Source organism: Enterobacter sp. MGH85, from assembly GCF_001037655.1.
GTDB lineage: Bacteria > Pseudomonadota > Gammaproteobacteria > Enterobacterales > Enterobacteriaceae > Enterobacter > Enterobacter intestinihominis.
This window is the reverse complement of the sequence record NZ_KQ089925.1, coordinates 3,707,999-3,725,410: the sequence shown is the minus strand read 5'-3', so window position 1 is coordinate 3,725,410 and position 17,412 is coordinate 3,707,999. Positions and strand designations below refer to the sequence as shown.

General features: G+C 55.2%; 18 protein-coding genes. 14 read left to right on the top strand and 4 right to left on the bottom strand.

Annotation, left to right across the window (positions count from 1 at the left end; all coding sequences use genetic code 11):
* Nucleotides 1-5 precede the first annotated feature (5 nt).
* Together SK51_RS17610 and xthA are read right to left on the bottom strand one after the other, a co-directional pair.
* A complete protein-coding gene (locus SK51_RS17610; RefSeq protein ID WP_032671080.1) occupies nucleotides 6-689 on the bottom strand; it encodes a TVP38/TMEM64 family protein in 684 nt (227 codons plus the stop codon).
* Nucleotides 690-695: 6 nt separating this feature from the next.
* Complete coding sequence (gene xthA / locus SK51_RS17605; RefSeq protein WP_023299900.1) at nucleotides 696-1,502, bottom strand: exodeoxyribonuclease III; 807 nt, start codon at nucleotides 1,500-1,502, stop codon at nucleotides 696-698.
* Nucleotides 1,503-1,935: 433 nt separating this feature from the next.
* Between xthA and astC the strand changes: the two genes are divergently transcribed.
* The 7 genes from astC to ves all read left to right on the top strand — a co-directional run bounded on the left by astC (nucleotide 1,936) and on the right by ves (nucleotide 9,515).
* Entirely contained in the window at nucleotides 1,936-3,156 is a 1,221-nt protein-coding gene (gene astC / locus SK51_RS17600; RefSeq protein ID WP_023305954.1) for a succinylornithine/acetylornithine transaminase, read from the top strand.
* Entirely contained in the window at nucleotides 3,153-4,187 is a 1,035-nt protein-coding gene (gene astA, locus SK51_RS17595; protein WP_023305955.1) for an arginine N-succinyltransferase, read from the top strand. Before astC ends, astA begins: the two co-directional genes overlap by 4 nt.
* A complete protein-coding gene (astD, locus tag SK51_RS17590; RefSeq protein WP_023305956.1) occupies nucleotides 4,184-5,671 on the top strand; it encodes a succinylglutamate-semialdehyde dehydrogenase in 1,488 nt (495 codons plus the stop codon). Before astA ends, astD begins: the two co-directional genes overlap by 4 nt.
* Nucleotides 5,658-6,983: an N-succinylarginine dihydrolase gene (gene astB / locus SK51_RS17585; RefSeq protein WP_023305957.1), complete on the top strand. Its 1,326-nt coding sequence runs from the start codon at nucleotides 5,658-5,660 to the stop codon at nucleotides 6,981-6,983. Before astD ends, astB begins: the two co-directional genes overlap by 14 nt.
* Before the next feature lie 9 nt (nucleotides 6,984-6,992).
* Nucleotides 6,993-7,958 carry a succinylglutamate desuccinylase gene (gene astE, locus SK51_RS17580; RefSeq protein ID WP_023305958.1) on the top strand — a complete coding sequence of 322 codons (966 nt, stop codon included), beginning with the start codon at nucleotides 6,993-6,995 and terminating at the stop codon, nucleotides 7,956-7,958.
* 337 nt (nucleotides 7,959-8,295) lie between these two features.
* The gene (gene spy / locus SK51_RS17575) at nucleotides 8,296-8,790 is read left to right on the top strand and encodes an ATP-independent periplasmic protein-refolding chaperone Spy (protein ID WP_022647814.1); all 495 of its coding nucleotides are present in this window, start codon (nucleotides 8,296-8,298) and stop codon (nucleotides 8,788-8,790) included.
* Between the two features lie 167 nt (nucleotides 8,791-8,957).
* Nucleotides 8,958-9,515, top strand: a complete 558-nt coding sequence (gene ves, locus SK51_RS17570) for an environmental stress-induced protein Ves (protein WP_048206866.1) — start codon at nucleotides 8,958-8,960, stop codon at nucleotides 9,513-9,515.
* On the opposite strand, the gene cho is transcribed toward ves, so the two are convergent.
* Entirely contained in the window at nucleotides 9,493-10,371 is an 879-nt protein-coding gene (gene cho, locus SK51_RS17565; protein WP_032624399.1) for an excinuclease Cho, read from the bottom strand. The genes ves and cho overlap by 23 nt on opposite strands.
* A gap of 115 nt (nucleotides 10,372-10,486) precedes the next feature.
* Nucleotides 10,487-11,314 (bottom strand): ammonia-dependent NAD(+) synthetase, encoded by an 828-nt coding sequence (gene nadE / locus SK51_RS17560; protein ID WP_022647817.1) that lies wholly within the window; start codon nucleotides 11,312-11,314, stop codon nucleotides 10,487-10,489.
* Between the two features lie 231 nt (nucleotides 11,315-11,545).
* On the opposite strand from nadE, the gene osmE reads away from it, so the two are divergent.
* From osmE to chbG, 7 genes are all read left to right on the top strand, one after another.
* Nucleotides 11,546-11,890, top strand: a complete 345-nt coding sequence (gene osmE / locus SK51_RS17555; protein WP_022647818.1) for an osmotically-inducible lipoprotein OsmE — start codon at nucleotides 11,546-11,548, stop codon at nucleotides 11,888-11,890.
* Between the two features lie 275 nt (nucleotides 11,891-12,165).
* Nucleotides 12,166-12,489: a PTS N,N'-diacetylchitobiose transporter subunit IIB gene (chbB, locus tag SK51_RS17550; RefSeq protein ID WP_225303350.1), complete on the top strand. Its 324-nt coding sequence runs from the start codon at nucleotides 12,166-12,168 to the stop codon at nucleotides 12,487-12,489.
* An 80-nt stretch (nucleotides 12,490-12,569) separates the two neighbouring features.
* Nucleotides 12,570-13,928 (top strand): PTS N,N'-diacetylchitobiose transporter subunit IIC, encoded by a 1,359-nt coding sequence (chbC, locus tag SK51_RS17545; protein WP_017384664.1) that lies wholly within the window; start codon nucleotides 12,570-12,572, stop codon nucleotides 13,926-13,928.
* A gap of 47 nt (nucleotides 13,929-13,975) precedes the next feature.
* A complete protein-coding gene (chbA, locus tag SK51_RS17540) occupies nucleotides 13,976-14,323 on the top strand; it encodes a PTS N,N'-diacetylchitobiose transporter subunit IIA (RefSeq protein ID WP_022647820.1) in 348 nt (115 codons plus the stop codon).
* A gap of 2 nt (nucleotides 14,324-14,325) precedes the next feature.
* The gene (gene chbR, locus SK51_RS17535) at nucleotides 14,326-15,171 is read left to right on the top strand and encodes a transcriptional regulator ChbR (RefSeq protein WP_255508387.1); all 846 of its coding nucleotides are present in this window, start codon (nucleotides 14,326-14,328) and stop codon (nucleotides 15,169-15,171) included.
* Nucleotides 15,172-15,279: 108 nt separating this feature from the next.
* The gene (locus SK51_RS17530) at nucleotides 15,280-16,635 is read left to right on the top strand and encodes a 6-phospho-beta-glucosidase (protein ID WP_022647822.1); all 1,356 of its coding nucleotides are present in this window, start codon (nucleotides 15,280-15,282) and stop codon (nucleotides 16,633-16,635) included.
* An 11-nt stretch (nucleotides 16,636-16,646) separates the two neighbouring features.
* Nucleotides 16,647-17,396, top strand: coding sequence for a chitin disaccharide deacetylase (gene chbG / locus SK51_RS17525; RefSeq protein WP_023305960.1), 750 nt, complete (start codon nucleotides 16,647-16,649; stop codon nucleotides 17,394-17,396).
* The last annotated feature ends 16 nt before the right edge of the window (nucleotides 17,397-17,412 follow it).

The window sequence follows — 17,412 nt, the reverse complement described above, 5'->3', positions numbered from 1 at the left end:
ATGCCTCACTTTTTAATCGAAGGGATGTAACGGGAAAACAGCCAGCGAGTGACCAGCGGTAATAACCCTAATAGTGTAAAGGCGAACAGCAGTCCCGGCGACAGAATATCGCGCAGCGTGGTGAGTTTTCCCAGCTCGCGTCCGGCGTTCAGATAAATGACGGTGGCAGGTAGCATCGCAAGCTGGCTGACCCACCAGTAGTGACGCACCTGGATACGGGTTAGCCCCATCAGCAAATTGACCAGAAAGAACGGAAACAACGGCATCAGGCGCAGGGCAAAAAGGTAGCGCGCGCCATCGCGAACCATCCCCGCATCGATCGTGTTCATCTGTGCGGCAAAGCGCCGTTGCACCCAGTCACGCAGCAGATAACGGCTGACGAGCATGGCAAGCGTGGCGCCGAGCGTCGAGGCCAATGACACCAACAGCGTCGCCTCCCACAGGTTGAAAATCGCCCCGCCGAGCAGCGTCAGAAGCACAGCCCCGGGTATCGACAGCGCAGAGACCAGAACGTAAACCGCAAAATAGATCAGCGCGCTCTGAAGGGGCGCCTGCTCCACACGATCGAGCAACGTTTGCTGGTGTATTTTTAGCGTGTCGAGGGAGAGCATGCCCGGAGGAAGCAAAACAACGATCAAAACAAATGCGCCCAGAAGGGCGCACAGGAGACTGATTTTTTTTATATTCACTAAGGATTACAGCTTGAACGTTGCCCATACCGGCGCATGGTCGGACGGTTTTTCCATGCTGCGAATATCATAGTCGATACCGGTTTCGATGCAGCGTTCGGCCAGGGGGGCGCTCGCCAGCAGCAGATCAATACGCAGGCCCCGGTTGTCATCGAAGCCTTTAGAGCGGTAGTCAAACCACGAGAAGCGATCCTGCGTCTCCGGGTTAGCGGTGCGGAAGGTATCCACCAGCCCCCAGTCAAGCAAGCGCTGCATCCACTCGCGCTCTTCCGGCAGGAAGGAACATTTCCCGGTGCGCAGCCAGCGCTTGCGGCTGTCTTCGCCAATGCCAATGTCCAGATCAGTCGGGCTGATATTCACATCCCCCATGATCAGCACCGGATTATCTTTGTTGAGTTCGGTCGTAAGGTAGTTTTGCAGATCCTGATAAAATTTGGCTTTGGCCGGGAATTTGGTCGGGTGGTCGCGGCTTTCACCCTGCGGGAAGTAACCATTAATCACAGTGATATTACCCAGCGGGGAAGGCAGCTCAGCCATGATGAGACGACGCTGTGCTTCTTCACCGTCACCCGGGAAGCCACGACGCACCGACACCGGCGTATCTTTGGTCAGCAGCGCAACGCCGTAGTGGCCTTTCTGACCGTGGTAAAAAACGTTATAGCCCAGCTTCGCTACCTCTTCGAGCGGGAACATATCGTCGTGAACTTTTGTCTCCTGCAAGCCGATCACATCTGGCTGATGTTGCTCAACAATCGCTTCGAGCTGGTGAGGGCGGGCACGCAGGCCGTTGATATTAAAAGAGACAAATTTCATAGTCGCTGCCAATGCAAGGTGAATAGTGCAAGGATGGTAGCAGAATTTACGTCGTCTGTTATCCGCTTCGCCCAATTACTGCGACAGATAATGCCGACGGTGCAATATTTGCACCATTTCGACGCGTTTTGCCCTCGAACAGGGCGTAAAGGACCGATAAATTTCGCGAGCGATCACAATTCCAGAATTATATTTGGCATGTGCATACTCTTTCTTGTTTTCGTGCGGCAAAGCGCCGCTTGCTGTAAAAATATTCACTATTTATGCATTAATAGTGAATAACTCCATATTGTAACTCATTGATATTCTGTTACCCAAATCCGTTTATGCATTTTTATCGCTGGCTGGCACGAACGCTGCAATCTACATTCACAGTGCAAACACTCAATTATTTAACATTTAAACAACCTTTTATTTACCGGATGAGGTCGCTATGTCTCTGTCAGTTACGCGTGAAAATTTTGATGAATGGATGATGCCGGTATACGCTCCGGCGGCTTTTATTCCGGTACGTGGGGAAGGCTCTCGCCTGTGGGATCAGCAGGGCAAAGAGTATATCGACTTTGCGGGTGGGATTGCGGTGAATGCGCTGGGGCATGCAAACCCGGCGCTGCGGCAGGCGCTGAATGATCAGGCGGCGAAATTCTGGCATACCGGCAACGGTTATACCAACGAACCGGCGTTGCGTCTGGCGAAGAAGCTGATCGACGCCACTTTCGCAGAAAAAGTCTTTTTCTGTAACTCCGGCGCGGAAGCGAACGAAGCGGCGCTGAAGCTGGCGCGCAAATATGCGCACGATAAATTCGGCGCGCATAAGAGCGGCATCGTAGCCTTTAAAAATGCTTTCCATGGCCGCACGCTATTTACCGTCAGTGCGGGCGGTCAGCCCTCATATTCTCAGGATTTTGCGCCGCTGCCGCCGGATATCCGTCATGCGGCGTATAACGATTTACACTCTGCCAGCGAGCTGATTGACGACACCACCTGTGCGGTGATTGTCGAGCCCATGCAGGGGGAAGGCGGCGTCATGCCCGCCCAGAAAGCGTTCCTGCAAGGGCTGCGCGAGCTGTGCGATCGGCATAACGCGGTCCTGATTTTTGACGAAGTCCAGACCGGCGTGGGCCGCACGGGTGAGTTGTACGCCTACATGCACTATGGCGTGACCCCGGATGTGCTCTCAACAGCCAAAGCGCTCGGCGGCGGTTTCCCGGTGGGGGCGATGCTGACCACCGAAAAATTCGCCAGCGTGATGACCGTGGGCACTCATGGCACCACATACGGCGGCAACCCGCTGGCAACCGCTGTCGCCGGACAGGTGCTGGATATCATCAACACTCCTGAGGTGCTTAGCGGCGTGAAGCAGCGTCACCAGTGGTTTGTTGAGCGTCTTACCGCCATCAATAACCAGACCGGCATGTTCAAAGAGATCCGCGGTCTGGGGCTGTTGATAGGTTGTGAGCTTGCCCCTGAGTTTGCTGGCAAAGCGAAGCTGATTTCACAGGAAGCGGCAAAGCAGGGCGTGATGGTGTTGATTGCCGGCGCTAACGTGGTGCGGTTTGCCCCTGCGCTGATCGTCAGTGAGGAAGAGGTCAGAACCGGGTTAGATCGTTTTGCGCTGGCCTGCGAACAGGTGAAGTCCGGGGTGTCATCATGATGGTCATCCGTCCCGTTGCGCACGGCGATCTCGCCGGGCTTATGCAGCTTGCCGGTAAGACAGGGGGCGGGCTGACCTCGCTGCCTGCCGATGAAAAAACGCTGTCGGCGCGCATTGAGCGCGCCCTGCAAACCTGGCAGGGGACGTTGCCAAAAAGCGAACAGGGCTATGTGTTCGTGCTGGAAGAGACCGACACGGGAACCGTGGCGGGGATTTGCGCCATCGAGGTGGCCGTCGGGCTCAACGATCCGTGGTACAACTACCGCGTCGGCACGATGGTCCACGCCTCGAAAGAGCTGAACGTCTACAACGCGCTGCCGACGCTTTTTCTCTGTAATGACCATACCGGCGCCAGCGAACTCTGCACCCTGTTTCTCGATCCGGACTGGCGCAAAGAGGGTAACGGTTATCTGCTCTCCAAATCGCGCTTCATGTTTATGGCCGCCTTTCGCGACCGCTTCAACGAAAAAGTGGTCGCGGAGATGCGCGGCGTAATTGATGAGACGGGCTACTCGCCGTTCTGGGAGAGCCTGGGCGAACGCTTCTTCTCCATGGAATTCAGCCGGGCGGATTACCTGTGCGGTACCGGTCAGAAGGCGTTTATCGCCGAGTTAATGCCGAAGCATCCTATTTATACCCATTTCTTAACGCCGGAAGCGCAGGCGGTGATCGGCGAAGTTCACCCGCAAACCGCTCCGGCCCGTGCAGTGCTGGAGAAAGAGGGATTTCGCTACCGTAATTACGTCGACATCTTTGACGGCGGCCCAACGCTGGAATGCGATATTGACCGCGTACGCGCCATCCGAAAAAGCCGCCTGGTTGAGGTTTCAGAAGGCCAGCCCGCGCCGGGCGAGTGGCCAGCCTGCCTGGTCTCGAACGAGAATTACGCCAACTTCCGCGCCATGCTGGTGCAAACCAACCCAACATGCGAGCGTCTGGTACTGACGGCTGCGCAACTGGATGCCCTGAAATGTAACGCTGGCGACACGGTTCGCCTGGTGCGGCTCTGCCCTGAGGAGAAAACAGCATGACTCTATGGATTAACGGTGACTGGGTAACGGGCGAAGGTGATGCGCGGACAAAAACTAACCCGGTCGGCCAGGAGGTGCTCTGGTCGGGGAGCGACGCCAGCGCCGGGCAGGTTGAGCAGGCCTGCCAGGCTGCACGCCGCGCGTTTCCGGCATGGGCGAAACGGCCATTCTCCGAGCGCCAGGCGCTGGTTGAGAAATTTGCTGCGCTGCTGGAGGCCAATAAAGCAGAGCTGACCCGCATCATTGCCTGCGAAACCAGCAAGCCGCGCTGGGAGGCAACAACCGAAGTGACGGCGATGATCAATAAAATCGGTATATCGGTGAAGGCGTACCACGCCCGCACCGGTGAGCAGCATACCGGGATGCCGGACGGCGCCGCCACGTTGCGCCACCGTCCGCACGGGGTGTTGGCGGTGTTTGGCCCGTACAACTTCCCCGGGCATCTGCCGAACGGGCATATTGTGCCTGCGCTGCTGGCGGGAAATACCGTCATCTTCAAGCCGAGTGAGTTAACCCCCTTAACCGGAGAAGCGGTGGTAAAACTCTGGGAGCAGGCGGGGCTGCCGCCGGGCGTGCTGAATCTGGTGCAGGGCGGGCGTGAAACCGGTCAGGCGCTGAGTGCGCTGAGCGACATTGACGGTCTGCTGTTTACCGGCAGTGCCGGAACGGGTTATCAGCTGCATCGTCAGCTGGCGGGGCAGCCGGAAAAAATTCTGGCGCTGGAGATGGGTGGCAACAACCCGCTGATTGTGGAAGATCCGGATGATATCGATGCTGCGGTCCACCTGACCATTCAGTCGGCATTCATTACCGCCGGACAGCGCTGCACCTGCGCCCGCCGCCTGCTGGTTAAACGCGGCGCGCAGGGGGATGCGTTTCTTAAGCGTCTGGTGGAGGTGAGCGGGCGTCTGGTTCCCGCGAAATGGGATACCGAGCCGCAGCCGTTTATCGGCGGGCTGATCTCCGGGCAGGCGGCGCTGAACGTGCTGAAAGCGTGGCAGGAGCACGTGGCGCGCGAGGCGAAAACCCTGCTGGAGCCGAAGCTGGTTCAGCCGGGCACATCGCTGCTGACGCCGGGGATTATTGAGATGAGTGCGACGAGCAACGTGCCGGATGAAGAGGTCTTTGGCCCGCTGCTGTGCGTCTGGCGCTATGACGATTTTGCATCGGCGATCGAGATGGCCAACAACACCCGCTACGGCCTGTCGAGCGGCCTGATATCCCCGCATCGCGAGAAATTCGACCAGCTGCTGCTGGAAGCGCGCGCCGGGATCGTGAACTGGAACAAACCGCTGACCGGCGCGGCGAGCACCGCGCCGTTTGGTGGCGTAGGGGCATCGGGCAACCATCGCGCCAGCGCCTGGTATGCCGCCGATTACTGCGCGTGGCCAATGGCAAGCCTGGAAACCCCGGCGCTGACGCTGCCGGAGACGCTGAATCCGGGGCTGGATTTTACAGAGGGTGACGCCCATGAAAGCGCGTGAGGTTAACTTTGACGGACTGGTGGGGCTGACGCACCACTATGCCGGGCTGTCGTTCGGCAATGAAGCTTCGACGAAGCACCGTTTCCAGGTCTCGAACCCGAAGCTGGCGGCCAAGCAGGGGCTATTGAAAATGAAGGCGCTGTCCGATGCCGGTTTCCCGCAGGCGGTGATCCCGCCGCAGGAGCGGCCGAACGTGGCCGTGCTGCGCCAGCTGGGCTTCAGCGGTACGGATGAACAGGTGGTTGAAAAAGCCGGTACGCAGTCCCCACAGCTGCTTTCCGCGGCCAGTTCAGCCTCTTCAATGTGGGTAGCGAATGCCGCCACCGTCGCGCCGTCGGCGGATACGCTGGACGGCAAAGTGCATCTGACCGTCGCTAACCTGAACAACAAATTCCACCGCGCCAGCGAAGCGGAGACCACCGGGCGCGTGCTGCGCGCCATTTTTAATCATGATGCGCATTTTGAGGTGCATTCGGCGCTGCCGCAGGTCGCGATGTTTGGCGACGAAGGGGCGGCAAACCACAACCGTCTGGGTGGCGATTACGGCGATCCAGGCTTGCAGCTGTTTATCTATGGACGGGAAGAGGGCGGCCACGCCGCGCCGGTTCGTTATCCGGCGAGACAAACCTTAGCCGCAAGCCAGGCGGTTGCACGGCTGAACCAGGTTAATCCTACTCAGGTGATTTTTGCCCAGCAAAATCCGCAGGTGATCGACCAGGGCGTGTTTCATAACGACGTGATTGCCGTTTCCAACCGTCAGGTGCTGTTCTGCCACGAGCAGGCGTTTGCCCATCAGGAAAAGTTGCTGGCCACGCTGCGCGAACGCGTGCCGGGATTTATGCCGATTCAGGTGCCCACGCAGGCGGTAAGCGTGCAGGATGCGGTCGAAACGTATCTGTTCAACAGCCAGCTGCTGAGCCGGGATGACGGCAGCATGATGCTGGTGCTGCCGCAGGAGTCCCGCAACCATCAGGGCGTCTGGCGCTATCTCAGCGAACTGGTGCAGGCGGATAACCCGATTGATGAACTGCGCGTGTTTGATCTGCGGGAAAGTATGGCCAACGGCGGGGGACCGGCGTGCCTGCGACTGCGCGTGGTGTTAACGCCGGAGGAAATGCAGGCCGTGAATCCGGCGGTGATGATGAACGACACGCTGTTCAATACCCTCAATGACTGGGTGGACCGCTACTATCGTGACCGTCTGGTTCAGGCCGATCTGGTTGATCCGCAGCTGCTGCGCGAAGGCCGCGAGGCGCTGGATGCATTATCAACCATCCTGCAACTGGGATCGGTTTATCCGTTCCAGCGCTAAGGAGACGATATGGAAAACTTTCTGGCGCTGACGCTGGCTGAAGAGACACCGGAGCGGCACGAGGGGGAAGGCCCCTCGTTCCACTGGCGATGGCTGGGGCCGGGCGTGCTTGAACTGATGCCGACGGGGCAATATAACCTGTCGCTGCTGCTTTCTACCGGCATTCACGGGAATGAAACCGCGCCCGTGGAGATTGTCGATCTGTTGCTGCGCGCGCTGTATCGCGCAGAGATCACGCTGCACTGCCGTCTGCTGGTGGTACTGGGAAATCCGCCTGCGCTGGCGCAAAACAAACGGTATCTCGTGAGCGACATCAACCGAATGTTTGGTGGCCGCTGGGCGCAATTTCCACAGAGTGATGAAACGACACGTGCGCAATGGCTGGAGAAGGTGGTCACGGCGTTTTTTGCCGGGGCGGGGGAGACGCGCTGGCACCTCGATCTGCATACCGCCATCCGCGCCTCGTACCACGTACGTTTTGGCGTGTTACCGCAGCGCCATCAGCCGTGGGATGAGGCGTTTCTGACCTGGCTTGGCGACGCGGGACTGGAAGCGCTGGTTTTCCACCAGACGCCGGGCGGCACGTTTACCCACTTCACCTGCGAGAATTTCGGCGCGCTGTCCTGCACGCTGGAGCTGGGAAAAGCGCTGCCGTTCGGGCAAAACGACCTGACGCGTTTTGCCCCTACGCATCAGGCGCTTCGGGCGTTGCTCGCAGGGGTCGCGCCGGAACCCACCCGGGAACCAGTCGTGCGCTATCGGGTCGTACAGCAGATCACGCGTCAAAGTGAAGCTTTCCAGCTTCATATGGCGCCCCATACGCTGAACTTCACGCCGTTTCGCCAGGGCGTCCTGCTGGCGGAAGATGGTGAGACGCGCTATGCGGTACAGAACCCCACGGAATATGTTTTATTTCCTAACCCGTCAGTCGCGTTTGGTTTACGAGCCGGGTTGATGCTGGAAAAAATGCCCTGATCGTCTCCCCTCGCGCAGACCGGAGGGGAAACGAAGAATTAATTTCTTAACGTTAAAAGCGCTCTGGTAGTGTTTGCGGAATATTCCTGGAGAATTGCTTTATTATTAAACGGTACTTCGCTATACTCCTCCATAATCTCTTTAAAATCATGCTGTTGAATATTTTTGTTTCATCTCTCCACGCTTTTTCCTTAATTTCTCCATAATTGGCGAAAACGTGTTTTTTATACTTTCATTGTTTTACCGTTGCTCTGACTAATTGACGATAAACCCCGTAAAGTTAATCTCGTCAACACGGCATAGCGCCGAAGAATAACTGAAAGTAAGGAAAGACATTATGCGTAAATTAACTGCACTGTTTGTTGCCTCTACCCTGGCTCTGGGCGCTACCAGCATGGCGTTCGCCGCCGATACCGCGACCACTACCGCCGCGCCGGCAGAAGGCAAAATGATGATGCATCATAAAGGCAAGCCGGGTATGCATCATGAGATGATGATGTTTAAAGATCTGAACCTGACCGATGCGCAGAAGCAGCAGATCCGCGACATCAGGAAAAGTCAGCGTGACCAGATGAAACGTCCTCCGCTGGAAGAGCGCCGCGCGATGCATGACATCATTGCTAGCGACAGCTTCGACAAAGCAAAAGCAGAAGCGCAGATCGACAAAATGGCCGAGCAGCATAAAGCGCGCATGCTGGCCCACATGGAAACCCAGAACAAGATTTACAACATTCTGACGCCGGAACAGAAAAAGCAATTTAATGCCAATTTTGAGAAGCGTCTGACAGAACGTGCAGCGCCGGAAGGTAAAATGCCTGCACCAGCCGAATAATCGGTTCACTCTCTTAAGACCGCCGGGCTCCTGTCTACACAAGCGAAAACGCTGTGGACAGGACCGGCGGTTTTTCTTTTGCCCCATGCCTAAGGTCTGGCCTTACCGTTGCCGATAATACGTCTGTGAAAATGCCCTGGCGCACGGTGCGTCCTTCAGGAGTGGTCATGGAATTCTTTGATATCCGTAAAATACCCGTCAGTCTCTGGCGTAACGGCGCGGGCGAGACGCGTGAGATTTGCTGTTTCCCTCCCGCGACGCGGGATTTTTCCTGGCGGGCCAGCATCGCCTCCATCGCCAATAACGGCGAATTCTCCGCGTTTCCGGGCGTTGACCGGGTGATTACGCTGCTGGAAGGCGGCGAGGTGACGCTGGATGCGGGGAGGGCGTTTTGCCATACCCTGAAACACCATCAGCCTTACGGCTTTGCGGGCGATTTGACGGTGAAAGCCGTGCTCACGGAGGGGCAGATGTCGATGGATTTCAATGTCATGACCCGACGGGAGCACTGCCAGGCAAAGGTGCGAGTTGCTACCCGAACGTTCACTACCTTCGCATCACGCGGTGGCGTGGCGTTCGTATTAAGCGGCGCCTGGCAACTGGGCGATAAATTACTAACCGCCGATCAGGGCGCCAGCTGGCAAGAGGGCAGCCATACCCTCCGTCTACTGGAAACGAAGGGGTCGCTGCTGTTCAGTGAAATTACCTGGCTGCCGGGTCATTGAGCATGACTATCTCATATTTACCGGTTAACAGCGGCTTACAGAGAATTTTGTAGCCATCCTGATCGAACCCGGCAGGTGTGCGCAGCAGGGCGGCAGCGTCATCCAGACTTTCAACCGCGCCAAGCCAGAGCCAGTTGCGGATGACGTGATAGTGCGTCATCGCATCGCGGGTCTCTTTCAACGCCACCGCGCCTTCCCACGGCCAGCAGTTGACGCTGATTGAGGCCAGGCCAGCCATAAACCGGGCATGATGTTCTTCAACGCTCTCTTTTCCACAGCACGCCCCGGCGCAGCGTTTCAACGCGGAGCGGAAACAGGCGCGACCGCGGGTAGTCGCTTCCAGTCCTAACAGGCCGTAACAAAGCTGTAATTCATCAGCAAGGGATTGCAGAGTTTGCAGTGCGGCACGTTTGTTGGCAAACAGACCGTAAAGATTCGGTTCATGCGAAAAATCCACTTCCCGGGCATAAACGACCTGCGGTTTTCCCGCGTTAACCTGCAAGGAACACAGCTGGCGGTTGCGGCGCAGGCGTTTGTTAAACAGCGGCTGCTGTTCCTTGATGAGCCGGGCTTCGAGCAGAAGCGCGCCCAGTTCACCTGCCGTCTCGATCCAGGTGATCCGCCGGGACTGTCTGAGCATCGACGCTTCGTCCGGCGTACGCAGGTGCGACATCACCCGACTGCGGATATTTACGCTTTTGCCGATATAGAGCGGCATGGTGTCGCTGTCGCCGTGGAAGAAATAGACGCCAGGCTGTTTAGGCAGCGCCTCAAGCCAGGGGCGAAGATGCTCGGGATATTCGTAGATAGCCGCCGCTTCAAACTCAAGACGCGGGGCGGATTGACGCCTGCTCACATACTGCTCCATATACTGTTCAGGCATACAGTGTAGCAGGTGTTTGGTGGTTAAAAAAGAGCCGGGTGGCGGTTACGCCTTACCCGGCCTGCAAAACTGAGTTACCGTTTTGCTTTTACTTTTTCCAGAAATCATCAAACACCGTAATGGGTGGACGGCGTTTGTGCTCGGTTTTCAGATACCAGCCTTCAATAATTTTTGCGGTACCTTCGTCGAGCGTTTTGCCTTCCAGATAATCATCGATGTTGTCATAGGTCACACCCAGCGCGGCTTCATCCGGCAGGGAAGGGCGATCGTCTTCCAGGTCTGCCGTTGGCGCCTTCTTATACAGGTGCTCCGGGCAGCCCAACGCCGCCAGCAGTTGCTTACCCTGACGCTTGTTCAGGCGGAAGAGGGGGTTGATGTCCGTGCCGCCATCGCCGTATTTGGTAAAGAAACCGGTGATGGCTTCCGCGGCGTGGTCGGTGCCGACGACGACCCCTTTGGTCATCCCTGCGATACTGTACTGCGCTTTCATGCGCTCACGGGCTTTCTCGTTGCCACGAACAAAATCGCTCAGTTCAATACCGGCTTCACGCAAGGCCTGCTCGCTTGCCAGTACCGAACCTTTGATGTTTACGGTAAGAACACGGTCCGGCTGAATAAAGGCGATCGCATCCTGACAGTCCTGCTCGTCGGCCTGCACGCCATACGGCAGACGTACGGCAATAAATTGCAGTGCGGTGTCACCGGTCTCGTCACGCAGCTCGGTGATGGCCATCTGGCTAAGTTTACCGGCCAGAGTGGAGTCCTGACCGCCGCTGATACCCAGTACCAGCGTCTTCAGGAAAGGGTGTGCGGACAGGTAAGCTTTCAAAAAATCAACGCTACGACGGATCTCTTCATTGGCATTAATCGCAGGTTTCGCGCCCAGCGCCTGAATAATTTCTTGTTGCAGAGCCATTACGCCCTCCCTATGCAGAACCAAACAGAAAGTGTGATCTGTTAAAACTAACCCTTTGTCGGGGAAACGACAAGGATCACAGTTTTGAGTGTACTGTTTTACAGCGATTTAGCAGCTTATCGTTGTTTTATTAGAATTTTCCGAAATTCGTCTGGCGTAACTCGTAAAGTTGAACAATAGTAATTTTTATCCCATGCTTAGTTAACACGCTGATAAACAAGAGGACGGAATATGAACAAGAACGTAGCAGGAATTTTAAGCGCAGCGGCGGTACTGACTATGCTGGCTGGGTGTACAGCTTACGATCGCACCACAGATCAGTTCACACAGCCAGTGGTAAAAGACGTCAAAAAAGGCATGACGCGCTCCCAGGTTGCAGCCATTGCCGGTAAACCTTCTTCAGAAGTCACTATGATCCACGCGCGTGGCACCTGCCAGACCTATATTCTGGGTCAACGTAATGGTAAGGCAGAAACCTACTTTGTCGCCCTGGATGATACCGGTCACGTGATCAATTCGGGTTACCAAACCTGCGCTGAATATGACACCGATCCACAGGCACCTAAGGCGCAGTAACCGCGCTTGCCTGAAAGTGTTAACAAACCGGCCTGATGGCCGGTTTTTTTATGCATACGTAAATCTTATTTCTTAGCGCGAAATATTTGCCTGAAATGTGAAGGTAGTCAACAAGCCAGGTCAATGAGAGACAATTTGAGTCTATCCAGAATTATCCCCTCCCTGTACCATTGCGTATACTCACTTCAACGACAAACAATGTTCAGCACACTGCCCGTCAGCCAGGATAGCGAGTCGAGTGATAGCGCGACGGCGGTCAGACCAATAAGAGGGAAATTATCATGGAAAAGAAACATATCTACTTGTTCTGCTCTGCGGGCATGTCCACTTCGCTGCTGGTTTCAAAAATGCGCGCGCAGGCCGAAAAATATGAAGTCCCTGTGGTGATTGAGGCGTTTCCGGAAACGCTGGCGGGCGAAAAGGGCCAGACAGCAGATGTAATTTTACTCGGGCCGCAAATCGCTTATATGCTGCCAGAAATTCAACGTTTGCTCCCTAATAAGCCGGTCGAAGTGATCGATTCCGTTTTATACGGCAAGATTGATGGTTTAGGTGTATTAAAAGCTGCTGTTGCGGCGATTAAAAAAGCTGCTAATTAATTTTTTATTTTTCCCGTCAAAGAGTTATTTCACACACAATACGCCGTAACGGTCGTTGCGGCATTTAAGGGTATTTTCCTATGAGTAAAGTCATCGCTTCACTTGAAAAGGTACTCCTTCCTTTTGCTGTTAAAATAGGAAAGCAGCCTCACGTTAATGCCATTAAGAACGGCTTTATTAAATTAATGCCGTTGACATTAGCCGGGGCAATGTTCGTTTTAATTAACAACGTTTTTCTCAGCTTTGGAGAAGGTTCCTTTTTTTATTCATTAGGAATTAGGTTAGATGCTTCCACTATTGAAACCCTTAATGGTTTAAAAGCCATTGGCGGCAACGTATACAACGGTACGTTGGGTATTATGTCGCTAATGGCGCCTTTCTTTATTGGAATGGCCCTGGCGGAAGAGCGTAAGGTGGATCCGCTGGCGGCGGGCTTACTGTCCATTGCCGCGTTTATGACCGTCACGCCGTACAGCGTGGGCGACGCTTACGCCGTGGGCGCCAACTGGCTGGGTGGAGCAAACATCATTTCCGGTATTATTATCGGACTGGTGGTGGCCGAAATGTTCACCTTTATTATTCGCCGCAACTGGGTTATCCGCTTGCCGGATAGCGTTCCGGCCTCCGTTTCTCGTTCATTTTCCGCGTTGATACCGGGCTTCATTATTCTCTCCATCATGGGGATTATTGCCTGGGCGCTCTCTCACTGGGGGACTAACTTCCACCAGATCATTATGGACTCTATCTCAACGCCGCTGGCGTCGATGGGTAGCGTGGTCGGTTGGGCGTATGTCATCTTTACCTCCCTGCTGTGGTTCTTCGGCGTGCATGGTTCACTGGCACTGGCGGCGCTGGACAGCGGTATTATGACCCCGTGGGCACTGGAAAACGTCGCACTTTACCAGCAGTACGGCTCCGTCGATGCGGCGCTGGCGGCCGGTAAAACCTTCCATGTGTGGGCGAAGCCGATGCTTGACTCCTATATCTTCTTGGGCGGTACCGGGGCGACGCTGGGTCTGATCATCGCGGTCTTTATTGTCTCTCGCCGCGCCGACCATCGTCAGGTTGCGAAGCTGGCCCTGCCGTCAGGCATCTTCCAGATTAACGAGCCGATCCTGTTTGGTCTGCCAATTATCATGAACCCGGTGATGTTCATTCCATTCATCCTGGTTCAGCCGCTGCTGGCCGCGATTACGCTGACGGCATACTACCTGGGCATTATCCCGCCGGTGACCAACATTGCGCCGTGGACGATGCCAGCTGGTCTGGGCGCGTTCTTCAACACCAACGGTAGCGTGGCCGCCTTCCTGCTGGCGATATTCAACCTCGGGATTGCAACCCTGCTCTACATGCCGTTCGTGGCGATTGCGAACAAGGCTGCAACGGTTATCGATGAAGAAGAGAGCGAGGAGGATATCGCCCTCGCACTGAAATTCTAAAATTGCACGGCGCGGGGCAACCCGCGCCAGCGTAAAGGAGCTTAAAGATGTTAGATTTAGAGAGTATCGTTGCCGAAGAAACCGCAGTGAACGATTTGGAAGAGGTGGTGATGGGGCTCATCATCAATTCCGGGCAGGCGCGAAGCCTGGCGTATGCGGCGCTTAAGCAGGCTAAGCAGGGCGATTTTGTTGCCGCGAAAACCATGATGGAGCAGTCCCGTACGGCGTTAAACGAAGCGCATCTGGTGCAGACGAAACTCATCGAAAGCGACCAGGGCGAAGGAAAGATGAAAGTGAGTCTGGTGCTGGTACATGCGCAGGATCACCTGATGACCTCCATGCTGGCGCGCGAGATGGTAGCGGAGCTCATCGAGCTTCACGAGAAGATGCAGTAAGTCTGAACAGGTACCAGGAGGTCAGCACGATGGAAATCAAAACCGCACATGAGCAGCAGCTGTTTAATGGCAAGAATTTTCACGTGGTGATTTACAACAAAACGGAGAGCGCCAGCGGTCTGCACCAGCATGACTACTACGAGTTCACGATTGTTCTGACCGGCCGCTACTATCAGGAGATCAACGGTAAGCGCGTCCTGCTTGAGCGTGGCGATTTCGTCTTCCTGCCGATGGGGTCCTATCACCAGAGCTTTTATGAGTTTGGTGCGACGCGCATTCTTAACGTAGGGGTGAGCAGGCGTTTCTTCGAGAAGCACTATCTGCCGCTGGTTCCGTTCTGCTTTGTGGCGTCACAGGTCTATCGCGTTAAAAATGAGTTTATGACCTGGATTGAAACGGTTATCGCCTCGCTGAATTTCCGCGACAATGAATTTGATGAATTTATTGAAACCGTGACGTTCTACGTCATGAACCGTCTTCGCCATCACCGTGAAGAACAGCAGGTGGTGGATGATATTCCTCAGTGGCTGCGCAGTACCGTGGAGCTGATGCACGATAAAGGACAGTTCAGCGATAACGCCCTGGAAAACATGGTGGCGCTGTCGGGTAAATCGCAGGAATATTTAACGCGCGCCACGCAGCGCTATTACCGTAAAACGCCTGTTCAAATTATTAATGAAATCCGCATCAATTTTGCCAAAAAACAGCTGGAAATTACTAACTACTCTGTCACCGATATCGCTTACGAATCGGGTTACAGCAGCCCCAGCCTGTTTATTAAAACCTTTAAGAAAATGACTTCATTCACACCGAACAGTTACCGCAAAAATTTAACGGTAATTAATTAACTTTCGGCGGTTATCCGCCAGGAATATTGACGTAATGGCTTGCCCAAATAGCGGGAAGAGTACGCTATACCTTGCAGGCGATTACCCTGATAAGCTAAGGGAGAGTTTATGCAAAAGAAATTAAAAGTCGTAACCATTGGTGGCGGCAGCAGCTATACCCCGGAATTACTTGAAGGTTTCCTGAAACGTTATCATGAATTACCGGTCAGCGAATTATGGCTGGTGGATGTTGAAGAAGGTCAGGAGAAGCTAAATATTATTTTTGAACTGTGCAAACGCATGGTTGAAAAAGCAGGCGTGCCTTTAACCGTGCATAAAACGCTGGATCGCCGCCTGGCGCTGAAAGATGCTGACTTCGTGACCACCCAGCTGCGCGTCGGCCAGCTGAAGGCGCGTGAGCTGGACGAGCGTATTCCGCTGAGCCACGGTTATCTGGGCCAGGAAACCAACGGGGCAGGTGGCCTGTTTAAAGGTCTGCGTACGATTCCGGTCATTTTTGACATCATTAAAGACGTGGAAGAGATCTGCCCGAACGCGTGGGTGATTAATTTTACCAACCCGGCCGGGATGGTCACCGAGGCAGTCTATCGTCACACCGGTTTCAAACGCTTTATCGGCGTCTGCAATATTCCGATCGGCATGAAGATGTTCATCCGCGATGTGCTGGCGCTAACCGATAACGATGAATTGTCCATTGACCTGTTCGGCCTGAACCACATGGTCTTTATCAAAGATGTGATTGTGAACGGGCAATCGCGCTTTGCGGAACTGCTTGATGGCGTTGCCTCTGGTCGCCTGACCGCGGCCTCGGTGAAAAACATCTTCGATCTGCCGTTCAGCGAAGGGCTGATCCGCTCCCTGAATCTGCTGCCGTGCTCGTATCTGCTTTACTACTTCAAGCAGAAAGAGATGCTGGCGATTGAAATGGGCGAATACTACAAAGGTGGCGCACGCGCTCAGGTTGTACAGAAAGTAGAGAAGCAGCTTTTTGATTTGTATAAAGATCCGAACCTGAACGTCAAACCGAAAGAGCTTGAGCAGCGCGGTGGGGCATACTATTCAGATGCTGCGTGTGAAGTAATCAACGCCATTTACAATGACAAGCAGGCCGAGCACTATGTGAACGTTCCGCATCATGGGCACATCGACAATATCCCGGCAGACTGGGCCGTGGAGATGACCTGCATCCTTGGGCGCGAGGGTGCAAAACCGCATCCCCGCATTACCCACTTCGACGATAAGGTGATGGGCCTGATTCATACCATCAAAGGCTTTGAAGTGGCGGCGAGCAATGCGGCCCTGAGCGGCGAGCTGAATGACGTGCTGCTGGCGCTGAACCTGAGCCCGCTGGTGCATTCTGACCGTGACGCTGAAAAACTCGCGAGTGAGATGATCCTGGCGCATGAGAAATGGCTGCCAAACTTTGCTGCAACGGTTGAGAAACTGAAACTCACACACCGTTAAGAGGAGGCGCGATGGAAAACCTGCTGATCGTCAATGCCGATGATTTCGGCCTGTCAAAAGGGCAGAACTACGGCATTATCGAAGCCTGTCGCCGGGGCGTCGTGACCTCTACAACAGCGCTCATCAACGGTGAGGCGGTGGAACATGCGGCGCAGTTATGCCGTGAGCTGCCCGAACTGGGCGTGGGCATGCACTTTGTGCTGACGCTTGGGTTGCCCCTTTCACCGATGCCGGGGCTGACGCGCGACGGGCAACTGGGTAAATGGATTTGGGAAATGGCGGAGCAGGACGCTTTGTCGCTTGATGAGATTGCCCGCGAGCTGGACTGCCAGTTTAACCGCTTTGTGGATGTGTTTGGCCGCGAGCCCACCCATATCGACAGTCATCATCATGTGCATATGATCCCGGCGATTTTCCCGCTTGTGGCAGAATTTGCCCAACGTAAAGGCGTGGCGATGCGCGTGGATCGGGAGGTGCGCGGACTGCCGGACGTTGCGGTGACGTCAACGGAGGGGTTCAGCAGCGCATTTTATGGCGACGATATCGACGAAGCGCTGTTCCTGAAGGTGCTGGATGCCTCCGCCGCAAAAGGGGAGCGCTCGCTTGAGGTAATGGCGCATCCGGCGTTTGTCGATAACATCGTACGTAAGAGCGCCTACTGCTGGCCGCGTCTGGCGGAACTGGACGTGCTAACGTCGGCGTCGTTGAAGTATGCGATTGCCGAGCGTGGGTATCGTCTGGGGACGTTCAGGGATTTGTGAGCAAAATAAAGCCCGG